The 19,003-nt window shown below is 58.9% G+C and carries 15 protein-coding genes; 5 read left to right on the top strand and 10 right to left on the bottom strand.

What is annotated here, in order from left to right:
* Positions 1-33: 33 nt before the first annotated feature.
* A complete protein-coding gene (locus DPQ64_RS09195) occupies positions 34-483 on the top strand; it encodes a universal stress protein (protein ID WP_115864060.1) in 450 nt (149 codons plus the stop codon).
* A gap of 89 nt (positions 484-572) precedes the next feature.
* On the opposite strand, the gene DPQ64_RS09200 is transcribed toward DPQ64_RS09195, so the two are convergent.
* From DPQ64_RS09200 to DPQ64_RS09220, 5 genes are all read right to left on the bottom strand, one after another.
* Positions 573-3,005 carry a heavy metal translocating P-type ATPase gene (locus DPQ64_RS09200; RefSeq protein ID WP_198662070.1) on the bottom strand — a complete coding sequence of 811 codons (2,433 nt, stop codon included), beginning with the start codon at positions 3,003-3,005 and terminating at the stop codon, positions 573-575.
* Positions 3,006-3,335: 330 nt separating this feature from the next.
* On the bottom strand, positions 3,336-3,962 hold the full coding sequence (locus DPQ64_RS09205) for a hypothetical protein (RefSeq protein ID WP_115864061.1): 627 nt from the start codon (positions 3,960-3,962) through the stop codon (positions 3,336-3,338).
* A gap of 4 nt (positions 3,963-3,966) precedes the next feature.
* On the bottom strand, positions 3,967-5,418 hold the full coding sequence (locus tag DPQ64_RS09210; protein ID WP_115864062.1) for a DUF4330 family protein: 1,452 nt from the start codon (positions 5,416-5,418) through the stop codon (positions 3,967-3,969).
* A gap of 168 nt (positions 5,419-5,586) precedes the next feature.
* On the bottom strand, positions 5,587-7,077 hold the full coding sequence (locus DPQ64_RS09215; RefSeq protein WP_115864063.1) for an oligosaccharide flippase family protein: 1,491 nt from the start codon (positions 7,075-7,077) through the stop codon (positions 5,587-5,589).
* 135 nt (positions 7,078-7,212) lie between these two features.
* The gene (locus tag DPQ64_RS09220) at positions 7,213-8,400 is read right to left on the bottom strand and encodes a glycosyltransferase (RefSeq protein ID WP_115864064.1); all 1,188 of its coding nucleotides are present in this window, start codon (positions 8,398-8,400) and stop codon (positions 7,213-7,215) included.
* Between the two features lie 513 nt (positions 8,401-8,913).
* Between DPQ64_RS09220 and DPQ64_RS09225 the strand changes: the two genes are divergently transcribed.
* The 4 genes from DPQ64_RS09225 to DPQ64_RS09240 all read left to right on the top strand — a co-directional run bounded on the left by DPQ64_RS09225 (position 8,914) and on the right by DPQ64_RS09240 (position 13,908).
* On the top strand, positions 8,914-9,993 hold the full coding sequence (locus DPQ64_RS09225) for an O-antigen ligase family protein (RefSeq protein WP_157971650.1): 1,080 nt from the start codon (positions 8,914-8,916) through the stop codon (positions 9,991-9,993).
* Positions 9,994-10,111: 118 nt separating this feature from the next.
* Positions 10,112-11,257: a glycosyltransferase gene (locus tag DPQ64_RS09230; protein ID WP_198662071.1), complete on the top strand. Its 1,146-nt coding sequence runs from the start codon at positions 10,112-10,114 to the stop codon at positions 11,255-11,257.
* Between the two features lie 276 nt (positions 11,258-11,533).
* The gene (locus tag DPQ64_RS09235) at positions 11,534-12,559 is read left to right on the top strand and encodes a GDP-mannose 4,6-dehydratase (protein WP_115864067.1); all 1,026 of its coding nucleotides are present in this window, start codon (positions 11,534-11,536) and stop codon (positions 12,557-12,559) included.
* Positions 12,556-13,908 carry a nucleotide sugar dehydrogenase gene (locus DPQ64_RS09240; protein WP_115864068.1) on the top strand — a complete coding sequence of 451 codons (1,353 nt, stop codon included), beginning with the start codon at positions 12,556-12,558 and terminating at the stop codon, positions 13,906-13,908. Before DPQ64_RS09235 ends, DPQ64_RS09240 begins: the two co-directional genes overlap by 4 nt.
* Before the next feature lie 57 nt (positions 13,909-13,965).
* Here DPQ64_RS09240 and DPQ64_RS09245 read toward each other — a convergent pair whose 3' ends face one another.
* The 5 genes from DPQ64_RS09245 to aglF form a co-directional block, all read right to left on the bottom strand.
* Entirely contained in the window at positions 13,966-15,378 is a 1,413-nt protein-coding gene (locus DPQ64_RS09245; RefSeq protein ID WP_115864069.1) for a sugar transferase, read from the bottom strand.
* A 108-nt stretch (positions 15,379-15,486) separates the two neighbouring features.
* A complete protein-coding gene (locus DPQ64_RS09250; RefSeq protein WP_198662072.1) occupies positions 15,487-16,302 on the bottom strand; it encodes an XrtA system polysaccharide deacetylase in 816 nt (271 codons plus the stop codon).
* Positions 16,299-17,057 (bottom strand): methionyl-tRNA formyltransferase, encoded by a 759-nt coding sequence (locus DPQ64_RS09255; protein WP_157971651.1) that lies wholly within the window; start codon positions 17,055-17,057, stop codon positions 16,299-16,301. Before DPQ64_RS09255 ends, DPQ64_RS09250 begins: the two co-directional genes overlap by 4 nt.
* A 175-nt stretch (positions 17,058-17,232) precedes the next feature.
* A complete protein-coding gene (locus DPQ64_RS09260) occupies positions 17,233-18,042 on the bottom strand; it encodes a glycosyltransferase (protein ID WP_115864071.1) in 810 nt (269 codons plus the stop codon).
* Positions 18,043-18,184: 142 nt separating this feature from the next.
* Positions 18,185-18,925, bottom strand: a complete 741-nt coding sequence (gene aglF, locus DPQ64_RS09265; RefSeq protein WP_115864072.1) for a UTP--glucose-1-phosphate uridylyltransferase AglF — start codon at positions 18,923-18,925, stop codon at positions 18,185-18,187.
* Positions 18,926-19,003: the final 78 nt, after the last annotated feature.

The following is a 19,003-nucleotide window of genomic DNA, read 5'->3' on the forward strand; positions in this document are numbered from 1 at the left end:
GTTTTATTGTATCTCCCTCTGAAATCCGATTGTATGTACGACCGGATTTTGCTGTCGACGGACGGAACAGTCGCGTCTGAAAACGCTGAGGCGCACGCTCTCGACCTCGCAGCCGCTCACGACGCTGTCCTCCACGTGCTCTACGTTGTCGACGAGGACGTCGTGACTGCGTACAGCGGAGACGAGTACGTCGACGAAGCTGAAGGCCCTGAACACGGCCTCGAAGAACACGGGGAGGAGACGCTTTCGGAGCTCCGTCGCCGAGCATCAGCGGCCGACGTCGACATCGAGACGGCGATGCAACACGGCCGCCCTGCGGAGGCCATCGTGGAGTATGCTGAGGACCACGACGCGGGCGTGCTCGTGCTTGGGACTAAGCGCAGGCCGGACGAATATCGTGCGCTGCTCGGGAGTGTCACCGACCGCGTCCTTCGATTGACCACCCGCCCAGCGACCGTCGTGAAGACCGAAGTCAGCGAGTAGCGAACGAACGGTCAGTTCCGGCCAGGACCGAGCATGAGACGAACGCACCGGCGATCTTGCCACGGGCGTAGTGTTCCGAGGGTCTTACGTCATCGCGTCCGGGCCGGACGCGCATCAGTTGGCGACGACACCTCGGGGAGGCCCGAGACGTCGAGGTCCGCTCGCCGGAGGAACTGCGCGTTGATGGCGACGATGACTGTGCTCAACGACATCAGGAGCGCCCCGACGGCCGGCGACAGCAGGATACCCCACGGAGCGAGGACGCCTGCGGCCAGCGGGATAGCGAAGACGTTGTAGCCGGCGGCCCAGACGAGGTTCTCGCGCATCTTCTCGTAGCTCGCCCGGCTCAGCTTGACGAGCCGGACGACGTCCATCGGATTGTTCTTGACGAGGATGATGTCCGCCGACTGGACGGCGACGTCCGTCCCGCTGCCGATGGCGATTCCGACGTCGGCCCGCGTCAGGGCGGGCGCATCGTTGACGCCGTCGCCGACCATGCCCACGAGCTTGTCCTGATCTTGGAGTTCGATTATCTTCTCGTCTTTGTCCTCCGGCAGGACCTCGGCGAACACGGTGTCGATACCGAGATCGTCGGCGACGGCGTGCGCGACGTCCGCGGAGTCCCCGGTCAACATCGCCACTTCGACGTCGAGGTCGTGGAGCGCGTCGACGACCCGGTAGCTCTCCTCGCGGATGACGTCCGCCATGGCGAACGCGGCGACAAGTCGCCTGTCGCGGCTCGCGGCTTCGCCGCTCGCTTTTTCCGAGGGCTCGCTTCGCTCGTCCTCGCGGCCCGCGGCTTCGCCGCTCGTTCGTTCCGAGGGCTCGCTTCGCTCGCCCTCGCGGCCCGCGGCTTCGCCGCTCGTTCGTTCCGAGGGCTCGCTTCGCTCGCCCTCGCGGACGAGGTAGACGACCGTCTGGGCGTTCTCGCCGGCCTCGTCCGCGAACCGCTGGAGGGTTTCGGGGACGTCGCTATCGAGATAGTCGAGGAGGTTCGGCCCGCCGACGTGGACCGTCTCGCCGTCGACCGTCGCGCGCACGCCGCGTCCCTTGAGCGCCTCGAAGTCCGTCGGCTCCCGTGGGCTGACCCCACGTTCGTCCGCCGCCGCCCGAATCGCCCGTGCGATCATGTGCTCGGAGTCACCTTCGACCGCAGCAGCGAGTTCGAACGCCTCCTCGTCGGTGATTTCGTCGGTCGTCTCGACGCCGACGACGCCGTGTTCGCCTTCCGTGAGGGTCCCCGTCTTGTCGAACACGATGGTGTCGAGGTCCCGCGCTCGCTCCATCGCGATCCGGTCGCGGACGAGCATGCCGTTCTTCGCGGCCAGCGAGGTGTTGATCGCGACGACGAGCGGGATCGCCAGCCCGAGCGCGTGCGGACACGCAATGACGAGCACCGTCACGACTCGCTCGATGACCGTGGCGTCGAACTGGACCGCGAGGGTCCACGCGACGCCGGTCACGACGGCCGCCGCGAGCGCGACGTAGAAGAGCCAGCCCGCCGCGCGGTCGGCGAGCATCTGCGTCTTGGACGTGCTCTGTTGAGCCTGCTCGACGAGCCGCATGATCCCGGCCAGCGTCGTCTCCTCGCCGGTCGCGTCGATTCGAACCCGGAGGCTCCCGTCGCCGTTCACGGTGCCGCCGATGACCTCGTCGCCGGGCTCCTTCGAGACGGGCCGGGACTCGCCGGTGATCATCGCTTCGTTCACGTCCGAGTCCCCGTCTTCGACCACGCCGTCTGCCGGGACGCTCGCGCCCGGGCGGACGAGCACGAGATCGCCGTCTTCGAGCTCGTTCACGGGGACCTCCTCGGTATCGCCCTCGTCGGTGATGCGCTCGGCCATATCGGGCATGAGCTTCGCCAGCTCGTCGAGCGCGCTGGAGGCCCGCCGAACCGACCGCATCTCGACCCAGTGGCCCAGCAGCATGATGTCGATCAGGGTCACCAGTTCCCAGAAGAACGCCGACTGCGCGGGGAACGCGACGCTCGCGAGGCTGTAGACGAACGCCACGGTGATGGCCATCGAGATGAGCGTCATCATCCCGGGCGCACGGTCTCGCAGTTCGGGAACGGCCATCTTCAGGAACGGCACGCCCCCGTAGGCGAAGACGACCACCGCGAAGACCGGGTTGATCCACTCGCTCCCGGGGAACGCCGGGACGGAAAAGCCGAGCCACTCTTGAAGCGTCTCGCTGTAGAGGAGGACCGGGATGGACAGCAGCGTCGAGACGAAAAATCTCCTGCGGAACATCTGTTCGTGGCCCTCGTGCATCCCGCCGTGATCTCCGTGTTCGTGGTCTTCGGAGTCGGGGTCACCGTGCTCGTGGTCGCCGTGTCCGTGCTTGTGGTCCTCCTCTCCGTGGTCCGTCCTCTGTTCAGTCCGCTCGCGGAGCTCCCGTTCGGCTTCGTCGGCCTCCTCCGCTTGTTCTTCGAGCATCGACTGCTCTACTCGAGGTTCCTCCTCGCGTTGATGGTCCTCATGGTTCTCAGTCGAATGCTCGTCCGATGCGTGGTCGTCCATGACTCGTCCTCTCTGAACGTAGTACGGACTCCGGAGTGATGGATGTCCGGGTCGACTGGCCGATCGTAACCCGCACGCGGGGCGAATTCGAACGTTCGTACTCACACTAATAGTTATACCAGAACTGAGGCTCGCGTGCGAGGGGAGCGACGAACGCGAGTCCGTGCCCGGTTCCGACCTCGCCGCCCGCAGTCTTGTGGCCCGCATCACGGCCCTCGTCTCGGATTCCAGAGCCGCCGTCGGCGACACAGAACCCGGTCTGGAGGTCGCCAACCGTGACCGTCAGTTGAATACCGGAGAGTACGAGCGGTGTCCTTCTCGGAGGGCACACTACTCCCGACGTTCTTGCTCGGGCGGCTCCGGCGGTTCCAACGCTGCGACGAGCAACTGTACAGTTCGTGCCTGTGCGAGCGCACCCCACGACGTCCGGACGCGTGTGCCAGCGAGTGCGACGGCGAGTATCGCGACGCGGACGAGGACGGCCGTCGTAGAGAGCGACCCGGTGAGGGCGGTCACGAGTAGGTTCGTCAGCACCCCGGCGGCGACGATAAGGCTGAGGACGCGAATCGGTGCGCGTTGGAGTGCCGACGCGGTTCGGTCGAGTGTGCGGTTGAACGCCGAGTCGTACCACCAGCGTTCGAATCGTGGAGCGGCGCGGTCGAGGACGGCGATGAACGGGCCGACCGTGTACGTCTCGCGGAGGTCGATGACGACGATATCGGGGTCGGGCTCCTTCGTGAGCCAGCGGTAGACGAACGAGTGGCGAATCCACGCCGCGAGGAGCGCGAAGACACCTGCGAGTGCGGAGTTCGCTGCTGCGGCTCTGGCTTTCGCGCTGGCGCGTCGGTACGCGCGGACGACCGCCGACGATTCGAGCCAGTCGGCGAGGTCCTTCAGGTCGCGGACGAGTGCGACGGCGACTGAGTTCTCGGTGGCTGTGGAGTCCCGTTCTCCCATGAATCTACTCATCGTCCTGCTGGAGGTCGGTGACCTGTCCGTGGACGGTGATCGAGCCGAGGTCGAGGACGAGGTCGTTGCCCTCCTGGAGCTGTCTACTGTGGAAGTACAGACCTGCGTCGGTCTGTCTGGTGTCGAGTTCGACGGTCAGGGTCACGTCCTGCTTCCGGGGGTGTTCGCGCTCGTGGATGGTACCGTTCTGGCTCCGGAGCACGACCGTCGCGGATTCGACGCGCTTGTCGGTGATGCGGGCGTCGACTCGGTCGCCGACGCGCTCGGTCATGCCCGTCGAGATGCCGTCGGCGATGTCGGGCGAGAGGTTCGAGAGTTTGAGCGTGACCGTAGTTGTGGTCTGCTCGCCAGGTAGGGTCGTGGCTCCGCGATGGACGATCTTCCCGGAGAGCTGGTAGCCGTCAGTTCGGAAGGGAATCGTCCGGTCGATCTGGATCGGCGTGCCGAGGAACGACTCGTTGCCTGCCCTCGAATAGGTTTCGAGGGTGAGCCCGAGCACGACGCGCTTCTTGGTGGCGTCGCCAGTGGGGTAGATCTCGGCGGACTCGATGGTCGCGAGCGAGCGCCCGCCCGCGTCGAACGTGTCGCCCTCCTCGATGTTCGCGGCTTTTTCTGCGCTGGTAGTGGTCTGGACGACGACGTCCGCGGTGTCGGTCGGCAGTTCGAGAGTCCCGCGCTCGACGATGTTCGCCGTTAGATAGTAAGCCTCCGTGTCTAAGGGAAGCTTCTTGCCGATCTGAACCGGCGTTCCGAGGAAGCGCTGGTGACCGTTCGTAGTGAGCGTCTGGAGCGTCACGCCGAGGACGACCCGCTGTTCGTTGGCGTTGCCGGTGGGGTAAACCGCAACCGATTCGACGGTCGCGACGGTGTCGTTGGCGACCTCGTAGGTGTCGCCCTGCTGGATGGCCGAGGCTTCCTCCGCGTTGGTGTTCGTCTGGAGGACAACGTTTGCGGTGTCGCCGGGGAGCGAGGAGTTGCGCGTTGCGAGATCGTGGACGGTTCCGTTGACAGGGTACTCTCGAGTGTCGAAGGCGAGCGAGCGTCCGGGGTTTACGGGGGAGTCGGCGAACGTGAACTCAGAGGTGTTCTCGCGCTCGACGAGCTGGCCGTCGAGTTCGACTCGCGTCCACACGTGGATGCCTCCTTCTGCGGGGACTCGGTAAACGTCCGTTACTGTGACGTTAGCGTCTGTAGCGTTGTCACCCTCGGTGATTCGTTCGGCGGTGTAGCTTGGCTGGGTGCCGAGATCGAGGGTGGCGTAGCGAGTCGCGTTCTCGACGGTCGCGTTGGCCTCGTTCGCGTCCGGTTCCGCAGGAGTTTGGTCGCCCGACTGGAGGACCAATGCCGTGCCTGCTGCGACGACGGCGAGGACGAGTAGGACGACGAGTGCGTCGATGACATTGACGGTGCCGAAGAGCCGGCCCTTGTCGTCGATGAGGTTCATAAGTGGTGCCTCCCTGTTCGTGGTTAGAAGCGTGGACAGTGGGGATGCTAAACTATTGTGTTTCGTGGTTCTGATTACCGACAAAGCTGGAGTGTCACGAAGGCAATATCCGAGGAACGATATCGGAGACGGCGGGAAGGGCCTCGAATCATGGATTCCATAAACTACCTACGAGATCGCTTGCTCGACGTACACAGGCAATCGCTCCCTTACTTTCGGGAACTCGCTCAAAGAGACGACTCCGAATTTAATTGCTAACACGGTGTACACCACGAATCCAGCCGGCGGAACGACGAGCAACGAGACGATTGACGAGTCGAGTAAGGAAGCGGTTCCGAAGATGATCGGTGCCGAGAGCGTAGCCACAGCAGTAATTCTGGTCAAACGGAGATCGTCTATCGGGTCGAATCCGATTCGGCGCGCTGCCCAGATGTGGAAGAGAATCATAGAGCCGTAACTCGTACTGGTGGCGACAGCCGCACCCGCCATCCCGAAGCGTGGAATTAGCAGGAGGTTCATGACGAGATTCATCAGAGCAGCAGTTCCCGTTGCTGCGATCAGAATGCGAAGTTCGCCCTTCCCCTGTCCGACAGCGAAGATGGGACGAGCGAGTGCGAATCCGAGTGCACCGGGCAAGAGAAGAAGCAGGGGGAGAACGGACGCCTCGAACTCCGACCCGAAGTACAGCGGGACGAAATCGGAAGCGAGCGCAGCGAGACCGAGGGCAAGGAGGAGCGTCAGGGAGAGGTTGTATCTGGTCGCTCTGGAGACGAGCGCCGTGATTCGTTTTGTTTCTCCTTTGGACCACAACTCCGAAGACGAATGGAGAAACACCATCTGCAGTGCATTTGGCACGAACCAGAGGAATTCGGCGATCATGAGCGCGCCCCTGTAGTAACCCGTTGCTTGACTCCCGGCAATAGGCCGCAGGAGTAGGATGTCGACGTGATACAACGACGCTGTCAACAGGATTAGGACCACGCTTAGTCCATTAAATGAAAGGAGCTCCCGTTTCGGAAACCCCATCGGAACTCTGCTAAAGACCGCCCTGACGTTCAAGTGTCGGGATAGTATAACGAATGCGATTGCTGAGACGGTGAGGCTAGCTACAATTTGACCAATGAGGGCACCTACAACTCCGTAACCAACGTATGCCAGTGAGAGACCGACAACACCGAACAGTATCTTTTGAAGAATCTTGAGCGGTTCACTCCGCTCCTCAAATCCGAGGCCCATCAATCCTGCACGGGCAAGAGAGTACGCTTGACGGCTCAGAATTAGACCGCCGAGAAGGTAGAGATATACGTCAAACTTGGCTCCAAGGAGCTGTGTGGACAATCCGAACCAAGAAAAAATGGCGCATCCAAATACTGCAGCCATAGCTAAGAGGGTACCTATGCGAAAATAGAAGCCAAATACTTGCTCCGTCCACCCCGATTGTTCGCGATTTTCGGCAATGTACTTTCGCATCCCGTCGAAGATACCTGCATTCACGAGGATCATCGCTATCCCGAGAAGGGAAAGAACGAATGCGTAGTCACCGTAGGAACTACTACCGAGTAAACGGACGAGTAACGGTGAAATGAGTAAACCGAGAAGAAGAGTTCCAACTTTACTTCCGAGAACCGAGACGAACCCTCGTACTACTAGAACGGGCATATCGCTCTACAGGAAGCCTATTTCGACGTGCGTAAAAAGACCCCGCTTCCACGTTGCGTGGGGTTAGGTAAGCTCAATAGAAATTATGAAGAAGGCTGGCAGATAGTAAGACAGAAAGACGCAGTTGGGGATGAGTTAAACTACCGTTTCTAGGATCTCCGAAACGCGTTCAGCATTTCGTTTCCACGTGTACTCCCGTTCGACAAATGCACGAGCTTGCTGACCGATTTCGTTTTGATAGTCTGTATCGAGAAGAATAGTTCTGAGAACATCGGACAAGCCATCCGGATCTTCCGGGGGGACGAGAAAGCCGGTCTCGCCATGTTCGATGAAGTCTTCTGGACCTTCCCCGGAACAACCAATTGTGGGCAGTTCACACGCCATCGCTTCGATATATGCGACACCAAATGCCTCTTGGTAACTCGGGAGGACAAACACGTCGGAGTGCCAAAGATATTTGAAGACCTCTTGGTTTGGAATCTCCCCAACAAAAGTGACGGAGTCAGCGATTCCGAGTTCATTTGCTTCATCTGCAAGCCGTTCACGCTCAGGTCCGTCACCTATTAATACGTAGTCGAAATCCAAGTCCGAAGACAACGAAGCGAGAGCCCGTAGCGCGTATCGGTGCCCCTTCTTGGTAAACAGGTTCCCAACAGAGACGAGAGTAGGATCTGAAATGTCGACTTCCTCTGGTGGTGTACAATCCCTCGCAGCATCAATTTCGTCAAAAGGGAGACCATATGGGATAGTTGATCGATGCTCAGACGGTCCGAAGTACTCTTCTGCAAGATTTTCTAACTTCGTGCTGTTAACGATCACGTGTGCCGAATAGTCAGCGGTTCGCTTTAGTAAGGGCATACACCCGACCTGATCCGGAAAGACCTGTAAACTCTGACCGTGAATAGTCGTCACTACTGGAACATCGTATTGGTTCGCAGCTCGAATACTTCCAAAGCCGTCCGGTAATAGAGTGTTGGCACAAATTACATCAGGAACGAAACCGCTTGCCGCGAGGTCGTTTACCGCATCTAGAACGACGTGTCGGTACAGATAGGAGGTTAGCGGTTGGGTGTTCGCTCCCGGGAAGGAAACGTGGCGAGGGTATCTAACCGGTACACCATCGATGCTAGCTTTGTCAGGTGTGTTCCGGTAAGCGGACCACTTTTCCGGCAGTGGCAAATGTGGGGGAGTCCATGGAACTGGGGAGATGACGCGTACGTCGTGACCCATTTTCGAAAGCTCACGTACGTGCCTATGAACGAATACTCCGTTAACCGGTTTTGCCGGTGAAGGATACATATGCGAAAGTACAACTACGTTCATCACTTGCTCATGTCCTCATCAAACCCTAAATCTGACGATAAACGATAATACAGCCAATAATAAACAGCCCCAGATACCAGGATATACTATTTGATTTGTTCTAATAGCTCGCCCTTCTTATTGGAACTTTATTATATTTTAATATAATTTTTATATTCTACTCGGGGCCCGTAAAGTGCTCACCGGGGCGTCTTCTATAAGGGGAGAGCGTTTAGCACCTCTGAAATCACAATCACTAAATCAAGGAAAGAGCATTCACCCATTAGAATGCTTACGTCGAACTGGGGAAAAGCCACAAACCTTGGAATCTATCTTCTCGTCACCGTTACTATCTGGGGCCCATACTTTACTCCACCAACAACCATTGGCCCACAAGGTATTATTCGTCTAGACCAGGTTATCCTCCCTCTTTTGATATTCGGCTTTGTACTTAGCCAAATCCCTCGTCTTCGTCTTTCTATGTCGTCCATCAGTGTTTTACTCATAATCTGTACATCCATAATTTCCCTTTCTGTGCTCTTCAGCATCGTGTCTCACGAATATCCACCACGAATGAGTGAAATTTTTGACGTTATAATTTGGCTCAGCTACACGCTATTCGTCATGGTCATTGCGCCAATTGTTCCGTCATCTACTGCTCAGAAGGGCATTCTTCTAATCTTGGTACTAAGTGTAGCTACCGTCGTCCTTGCTATACTTCAAAGTTTAAATATTCCTATAGCGAGCGAAGTAATTGCCCCGCTGTACGCCACTGAAAGACATATGCAGGATCTAACCCGCCGCCCAACAGCTACTACAATTAATCCGAATATCTATGCTCAGTTTCTCGCATTACCACTGTTAGTGTCCTTTTCATTGACACTAGCGAGTGGTAGACCCGAAGCGTCAGCTTGGCTAAGGAGAAGAGCAGCATTCTTTTTCACGTCCTTCATTTTCACAGCGATAGGTGTCTTAGCTACGTACTCCCGAACTGGGCTCCTAATCAATATTCTCGGGGCTCTGATGGTAATTGCTCTTATTCTACTGACCGGAGTAGGATCGGTCAATTGGCGGAAGAGGATTGTGGCAGTTAGCTCAGTTAGTTTTCTCGTCGCTTTTGTTGCTTTCCTTTCAATTGGGGAAGGGATAGGAAGATTCTCGGAACTTACGAATCCAATGGAAGCTAGATCGTTACAGGTACGCTTTGATAAGTGGGAACAAATTCTACCGATTATCTCTGAGTCCCCGATTATCGGCTACGGTCCCTCAAAACTAGAGTTAAACTCCATACCCGTATCTATAATCGACAGTGGTACATTGGCATGGTGGTTTCATTATGGCCTCCTCGGTGTCGTTTCATTTCTTGGCCTTATGATCGTTATTTTTGTTCTTGGAACACAGACACTTACCAATACACGAATACTCGACAAGAGTCCCGTCGGGTGGTCCGCAGGGGTAGCAGTTACTGGTTGGACGTTTGGATCACTCGCTTTATGGCCCATTAAGCCGCTTCCTCAAAGCCGTCGAGTCTTCACCCTATATCTAATTCTTGTCGTGTTTGTGATTGCCATAATACGTCAGGAAGGGGATGACAAGGGCTCAGATTCGACATAGAGCCCGTGTTTAGAAGAAAATACTGGACGATTCCAATTCGTACTCAAACTTCGCGATAATACCTTACGATACGTTAAATCCGTCAATCTTAATGTTCCGCTCACACGGGTTGCTACTAGTGACTAAAGTCGTTCATCTGAGCACGGCACACGTACCGTTCGATACCCGTATCTTCCACAAGCAGGCGAAATCACTCGACCGAGCGGGTTATGACGTTTCATTCGTCGTCCATCATGACGCAGACGAAACTGTGGATGGAATTCGGATACGACCACTCGGTAATGCGGACGCACGACTTGAACGTTGGCAGAGCATCCCGGAACTCTATCGGATAGCCAAGAACTCGTCGGCGGATATCTACCATTTCCATGATCCCGAACTGCTACCCGTCGGTGTCGCACTAGCTGAGTTTACATCTGGAAAAGTTATCTACGACGTACACGAGTATTACAAGGGGAAGATACTCAAGCGGAAGTGGATTCCGAGCCCGCTTCGTCCCGTACTATCGTGGGGCTTTCCGAAACTCCAGCGAGCACTCATCAGTCGGTTTGACGCAGTCATCACAGCAACAGAGTGGATGGCAGAACCATTGCAACAGAGTGGCGTCGAACATATAGTCCCAATTCGGAATTTCCCACTTACTGATAAGATAAACGTTTCTGAAGAGTCGCCAGTGGAGCGCACACACGACCACGTTCTCGTCTACGTTGGCGGACTACGGGAAAATCGCGGGCTCTTCCAGATGGTTCGCTTACTGAAGGGATTGAGAGAGCAAGGGTTAGATGTAGGTCTTTGGCTCGTCGGTCCATTCGAATCAGAAGCAGACGAGCAACGCTTCAATCGTTTAGTCAAGCAGGATGAAGTGGACGACCACGTCTGCACGTTCGGTTGGATAGATTATCTGGACGTCTTTGACTATCTCGCACAAGCCGACGTTGGGCTTGCGATTTTGGATCCCGAAGAAACAGAAAAAACGATAGCGACGAAAATTTTCGAGTATATGTATGTGAATCTACCTGTCGTCGCATCGGGCACCGAACCTACCGAGCAGTATTTACCGTCCGATTGCGGGAGTATGGTGCCATACACCGATACTCGAACGCAAGTCGAAGTCGTAGCAAATATCCTCCAAAAAAAGGGGGAGGGAGAAGATGAAGTTGGAGCGAATGGCAGAAGGTACGTCGAGGAGAAGTACAATTGGAACATCGAAAAGGACCGTCTTCTCGATCTCTACGATTCGCTTTCTTCGCCCGGCCTTCGGTAATGGTAAGCTTCATAAGGTGCCATTCACCAAACTACTCCTATTGATTCGAAACACAGTACCTTGGGGCGGAAATGAGCCATTTACCCCGAAAGGAAAGCTACGTAGTCATCCGGACCGACACGCTGAGGCGGAGGAGTGGAATAAGCACTCCAACCTTGCGGTTTCCTATTCTGAAATATACCCTCCGTCTCACGTCGACGACAAGAGAACGAAGGTGATTCCAGAACTGCTTTCTGTTCGAAGTGCGCGACAGCCACGACAGATGGAGGTACTCACATGACTATCCTCGTGACGGGTGGTAGCGGTTTCATCGGCTCGCATCTCGTCGACCACCTGCTCTCCGAGACCAACGAAAGCGTCATCGTCCTTGACGACCTCTCGACAGGAACCGCCGACAATCTCGCACATCTCGACACCGACCGACTCGAAATGCGTGATGGCGACGTGCGCAACGCCGAAACCGTCGCCGACGCCGTCATCGACGCTGGGACAGTGTATCATCTTGCAGCTGCCGTTGGTGTAGAAAACGTCGTCGAGAACCCGCTCGCTTCCCTTCAAACCAACTTCAAAGGAACCGAGAACGTTCTCGAAGCCGCAGCAGAGGACGGAACTCCGGTGTTCCTCGCCTCCTCGTCGGAAGTGTACGGCAAGTCCGAAGACGTCCCTTTCAGCGAGACCGACGACGCCGTCTACGGCCCGACGACCGCTCCGCGCTGGGGGTACGCGACCGCGAAGGCGACCGACGAGTTTCTTGCACTCGCCTATCACGAAAAGCACGACCTTCCAGTCGTCGTCGGGCGATACTTCAACATCGTCGGCCCGCGACAGACCGGCCAGTACGGCATGGTCATCCCCACGTTCGTCGACCAGGCGCTCGCGGGCGAGGACCTCACCGTCTACGGCGACGGCACGCAGACCCGGAGCTTCACGCACGTCGGCGACGCGGTCGAGATCACCCACGAACTGCTCGGGAACGAGGACGCCCACGGCGAGGTGTTCAACGTCGGCGCACCGAACCCCACCTCGATCAACGATCTCGCGAAGCGCGTCATCGAACTCACCGATAGCGACTCCGAGATCGCCCACGTCCCCTTCGAGGAGGCGTACAGCGAGGACTTCGAGGAGCCCGACCAGCGCGAACCCGACGTGACGAAACTTCGCAACACGCTCGGCTGGGCTCCCGAGGCGGACCTCGACAGAATCCTAACCGACGTCATCGACGAACGAACGTCTGATACTGACGACCGAACGTCTGATACTGACGACCGAACGTCCGACAAGGAGGAGGCCTCTGCCCGATGACGAGCCTCCAGACGCGACTTAAGGGCCGGGACGCCAGAGTCGGCGTGATCGGACTCGGCTACGTCGGCCTTCCGTTGAGTCTCGAACTCACGCGTGCAGGCTACGCGGTCGCGGGCTTCGACATCGACGCCGGCCGCGTCGCGGACCTGCAGGACGGGCTGAGCTACGTCGACGACGTGACCGACGACGAACTCGTGGCCGCCCTCAACGCGGGGTTCACGCCCGACGACGACCCCACCGTCGTCGCGGACTGCGACGCCTACGTCATCGCCGTGCCGACAGGGGTCGCCGACGGCGAACCCCAGATGAACGCGGTCCGAGCCGCGACCGAGACGGTCGGCGAGCAGGCCGGCGACCGGGACACGCTCGTCGTCGTCAGCAGCACCGTCTACCCGGGAGCGACCGACGAAGTGGTCGCACCGCTACTGGCCGAGTACCGCGATTCCGGCCGGACGCACGTCGCGATGGTACCCGAGCGACTCAATCCCGGGACCGACCACGCGGTCGAGGACATCCCGCTCGTCGTCGGTGCGAACGACGACGACGCCCGCCTCACAGCACGGACGCTGTTCGAATCGTTCGTCGCCGACACCCATCCCGTCGACTCGACGACGACCGCGGAACTGACGAAGACGCTGGAGAACACCTACCGGATGGTGAACATCGCGCTCGTCAACGAGCTCACCGCGTTCGCGGAGCGGTTCGACGCCGACGTCTGGGACGCCATCGAGGCCGCCTCGACCAAGCCGTTCGGCTTCCAGGCGTTCTACCCCGGTCCCGGCGTGGGCGGTCACTGCATCCCCATCGACCCGCAGTTCCTGACGTGGCGAGCCTCTGAACTCGGGACGGAACTCTCGATGATCGAGAACGCCCAGCGTGTCAACGAGTGGATGCCCTCGGTCGTGGTCGACCGAATCGAGCGGATGCTCGCCGAGCGCGGGATCGAATCCGGCGAGGCGTCCATCGTTACCCTCGGCGTGGCGTACAAGCCGAACGTCGGGGATACTCGTCGTTCGCCCGCACTCGAAATCTCGGAACGTCTGAGCGAGGAGTCGGGCCTCGTGGCGGTCGACCCGCACGTGCACCCCGATGAAGGCGACGTCGTGATCGCAAATTCGCTTTCGGAAGCGCCGCTCGAAGAGGCGGACGTCGTCGCCTTGCTCGTCGATCACGACGACTTCGATCTCGACGAGGTGACGTCACGCGCATCGCTCGTCTTCGACGCGCGCGACGCCGTGCCGACTGACGGCGACGCCGAGGTCGTCAGGCTCGGTGACGAGACGGGAGCAGCTGACCGATTCGGAGAAGTGGCTGAGGAGCAGGAGATCGATTCGAAGCCGGGGAGATAGCGGACCCCGTAGCGTTCGTCGGTCGCTTTTCGCTTGTCCTGTCGAAGCGTCGTTCTCTCAGTCGTTCCGTCCGACGTCGGCGATATCGCGGAACACCTGCCAGAACTGATGGGCGATGATCGTCAAGTCGAACCGGAACGACTGCTGGCGGATGTACTCGAGGTCGTACTCGACCTTCCGGGTGGGCTCCTTTCCGGTGGCGTCGTTGATCTGGGCCAGCCCCGTCAGGCCCGGCTTGACAAACCATCGCTGCTTCCAGACATTCACTTCCGAGACGTAGTCCGGTTCCAGTTCGGTGATCGCCGGACGAGGGCCGACGACGCTCATGTCGCCGACGAGGATCGACCAGAGCTGCGGGATCTCGTCGAGGTGGGTCCTCCGGAGGAACTCACCGAGCGGCGTCTTCCGGTCGGTTTCGATGTCGAGGTCGACGTCCCCCGCTGGTTCGGGCTTCAGCGTTCGGAACTTGTAGATTCGGAACGTATCCCCGAATCTGTAGGTTCGCTCCTGCGTGAAGAACACCGGGCCGTGTCCTTCAATCTTGATCGCCAGCGCGATCAGGACGACGAGTGGCGAGACAGCGATCAGCGCCGCTCCGGCGAACGCCACGTCGAACAGTCGCTTGAACAGCCGGTCCTGCCAGTCCCACGGGTCGATGTCAATTTCGACGAGAGTATCGTTAGTATCCAGCGACGTCAGTAACGTATCGGAGTGCTTGCGGGGTGCAAGCGCCTGAATCCCGAATTCGTGGCAGGCGTGGAGTGCGCCGAAGAACTCCGCCCGGTCGGCCTGCGTGAACGCCAGCACGGCCGTGTCGACGTCGTGCTCGACGAGCACCTCGTCGAGGCGCGAAAGGCCACCGAGGTATTCGAGGTCGTTCAGTTGGGTTTCACCGCTCCCGTCGGCGACGACCGCAGGAGCGTCCTCGGACTCACCGTCGAGATAGTACGGGCTCGGCGGCGCGACGTAGCCTACCACGTAGAGGTCGGTCGATTCGAGCACGTCGTGGATCTCCCCGGGGTCGTCGCCAACGACGATTACTCGTTCTCGGCCCGTTGGCTGGCGACGGATGACGACGAACCACACGGGAAGCACCACCAGCAGAATCGTCACCGTCAGGGCCAGCGTCAGCCGTGGCAGCGGGTAGGTATAGTCGAAGTACCCGGCGGTCGCCATCGCGAACCCGGCGACGACGACTCGTTTCTGCGTGATCAGAACCGTGTCGAACGCCGCACGGGGACGGGGTTTGAACAGCGGGAGGAGACAGCCGAGAACGACGACGACGGTCGTTACTACTCCGAGAATCAGCGCGTTTCCACTGATGACGGACGCGGGGAGGCGCCCCACCAATGGGACAGTAGTCGACACTGCCGATTGAACTGCCGAGAGATTCGCAACGACCACGGCGGCGACCGACGCGAGGACGGTACCGACGACGCTCGCCACCCGGTACCGGTATCCGGAGACCATCACGCTATTCCCCGCAGGGGGTTTGCTTAAAAGCTGTGAACTACTGTTGGGCCGGCAACGTTTGCACGAACGGTCGGAAGAATCGTCCTCGTATTTAGTCCCGTTCTGCTACGCCATGCCCGCCTCTATCGGCTCCCAGTCGAACTCCGAAAACAAACGGGCGAGTCGAGCCTCGGTCTTCTCGATGTTCGTGTAGTGGCGCAACCGGTAGTTCAGTGATAGTTCCTGTAGCTTCGGCTGTCCGGTATCGATCTCCCACGGGTGGAAGTAGAATATGAACGGCTGGTCGCCCGTCGCGTGCTTCACCCCTCTTCTATAGATCGGATACGGAATAGCTCGAAAGTACGCACCGCCGGCCCAAGGGACATTGAATCCGGGAAGGCTAACGACCGGCAGTTGGGCCTCTACCAGTCCGTTGTCGAGCGTCGCGAACGTGGAGTCGGCCTCCACTGACATCGATCCGTACCGGTCGTGTGCGGTCGCTCGAAACAGACTGGAGTCGTATTCGAACCCCGCGTCGGCCAGAATGTCGGCCCCCCAATCAGTGATCGAGAAGCTGGGAGCGCGATACCCTCGAATTTGCTGACCGCTCAACTCTTCGAGTATCGCGGCCGACCGCTCGATGTCCTCGCGAGCCTCCTCCGGGGAGAGTTCGTACAGTAGCTCGTGTCCGTACCCGTGGCTGGCGATCTCGTGGCCGCGCGCGACGATCTCCTCGACCATCTCGGGCGCGCGCTCGGCGACCCAGCCGAGCACGAAGAACGTCGCGCGTGCGTCGTGTTCGTCGAGCATGTCGAGCAGTCGCGAGACGTTGTCCGCGACCCGGAACTCCTGCTCGTCCCACGAGTCACGAGCGATGGCTTGTCGAAGGTTGTGCGAGTGAAACCAGTCCTCGACGTCGAACGACAGCAGGTACTGGCTCACAGGAGCTCACCGCCTCGATGCTGGAACTCGCGCCGCTCGTCAGGGGTAGGGAACGAGAAGTACGACCCTTCACCCTCTATCGGCGACCGCGAGACGCGACCTTCCTCGATATCGTCCAACGCCCGAGCTGCGAGCTCCCCTCCGACCTCCTTTCCTCGGCTAATCACGTCGTCGAGCGTGTCGTCGTCGGCGACCGGAAACGAGGTTCTCCGAACGGCCTCCCCGCGGTCGATCTCCTCGGCCATCGTGTGGACGGTGACCCCCACTTCCTCCTCCCCGTGGTACAGCGCCCAGAACGTCGGCATCATCCCCCGGTAGTTCGGCAGGTCCGCCGTGTGAACGTTGAGACAGCCCCAATTCGGTGCATCGAGAAGCTCAACGTCGAATATCTCCGGAGCCGACACCGAGAGCAACACGTCCACGTCGCGTTTTCGGAGACGCTCGACGAACGCGGGGTCGTTCACGCTCTCGCGCCGCTCGACCGGGACTCCGTACTCGTCGGCGACCGACGCGACCGAGTAACGACCGACGCCGACCGCGTCGAGCGCGGTTCGGCCGGCGAATTCGACGCCTCTGCGAACGAAACCGACGGGCCCGTAGAAACCGAACATCCGACGGGCGAGTTCGACTCCACTTTCGTCGAACGATGGGAGTTCGACTATCGACTCCACTTCGATACCGTCAGAGAGACGCGAGAAGAACGACTCGAAGAACAACGGGACGTAGAAGGGGTCGTCCTGTGTGACAATCGCCACTCTAACCATTCGTGCTTTGGTTTCCGACACGCTTACTTAAGCATTGATTGTCTGAATGAAGTTGTCGACATGGGTGGCAGTGAGACGGCACCCCCGGTCAACGAGTGGAAACTACCGGTAACCGCACGCCGCGCGTCCCCCGAGCCAGTCGAACGTTTCGTATATCCCAGACGGGTCATCCCCTGAGAACGGTCGAATACAGCAGCTTTCGGACGACGTTCGGGGACATCCGTACAGGCATCTTCGTACAGACGTTGAGCAGGAACTCGCGGTTGTCGAGAAAACCCATCCTCCGGAACTCGCGGAGAAGATTGAACTCGATACTCGCGTATTCGAAACCGCCGCGGCGAGCATGCCAGTCTGTGCCGACTTCCGACTCGACGAGCACGTCGGGGATGTTCGCGAGGTCGTAGCCCGCAACCAGCAACCGAACCCAGAGGTCGTAATCCTGCATCGATTGGAGGTCACGGTATCCACCGACCGACTCCACGGCGGACTTTCTGTACATCGACGTCGGATGTGTGATCGGCGCTCGGAATCGAGCGTACGACCGGACCTCCTCGGGTGACTCCGGGACTTCTCGAATCCGTTCGTCCCCGTTCGGTAGTATCTCTCTCATGTAGCTACCGACGGCGGCGACGTCTGGGTTGTCGGCGAGATACGCTGTTTGCTTTTCGAACCGGTCTTCGACGGAGAGGTCGTCTGAGTCGACTTTGGCAATCAACTCGTGCGTACATTCGGAGAGCCCAACCCGAAGTGCTTCCCCAGTGCCGCGATTCTCCTCGAATGAGACGAGCTTCGTTCGGTCGGGATACCTATTTGCCCAATCGTCCACGACGCCGTCGAGATCCGCCGGTAGCGGTCCGTCCTTGACGATGACGACTTCGTCCGGTACGACAGTCTGATTGTACGTACTCTCGAGACACTCGTCGACTTCCTCCGCATCCTCGCCGTAGTACGTCGAGATGAGGACCGAGAAGTTCATTGGGTGTTAGTTCAGCGTTCGGTGCCAATAATATGGCTATTTTTACTCGCAGAATCGGTTTCTCTTCCGGAACCCGTCGGGGACACAATCGTAGAGCCTCGAAGAACAGCGATCCGACTAGTCTCCCACGACTTTAGCGGGCTTAAGCTTCGGTCGCCTCGGTATCGACGTCCTCTCCGCCGAGCAACTGTTCCGCCTTGTCGCGGTCCTCCGGATATCCCACGTCGACGCGCCAGCCGTCCATCCGGATTGCGTCTATCGTGCGGCCGCTCTGGATGAGGAGGTCGATAGCCTCGCTGATCTCGTACTCGCCGCGGTTCGACGGCTGGATGAGATGGCAGGCGTGGAAGATGGCGGGCGTGAACGTGTAGAATCCAGTCATGACTAGGTTTGACGGCGGATCTTCGGGCTTCTCGACCACGTCCATAATCTCGCCGTAGTCGTTCGTGTCACAGACGCCGTACCGGTCAGCCTCCTCGTAGGGCACTTCTTCGACGAGGAACGCGGCGTCCGCTCGGTCCTCTTGCTGGCGATTGATGACGTCACTCAGGTTCGCGTCGAAGATGTTGTCGCCGAGTATCAGCATGAAATCGTCGTCGATGTGTTCTTCGACGGTCAGCAGGGCGTGCGCGAGTCCATTCTGTTCGCGCTGGTGCGTGTACGTCATCGGAATCCCATCGAACTCGTCACCGTAGTGGTCGATGATGTCCTGCTTTCGGTAGCCTACCACTACGACGAACTCGTCGGCACCGAGGTCGGCCAGTTGCTCGAAGCAGTGAGTCAGGATCGGCTTGCCGTCCACTTCGACCATTCCCTTGGGTTTGTCCTCGGTCAACGGTTGCAGGCGCGTTCCTTCCCCCGCCGCCAGCACGACTGCTTTCATACACGTTCCACCCTCACGGGAGTGTTAAATAGTTTTAGCCTCGGTTCTATCCGAAGCCTCAAGAGAAGGGCCGAACAC

The organism is Halorussus litoreus, from assembly GCF_003382685.1.
GTDB classification, from domain to species: domain Archaea; phylum Halobacteriota; class Halobacteria; order Halobacteriales; family Haladaptataceae; genus Halorussus; species Halorussus litoreus.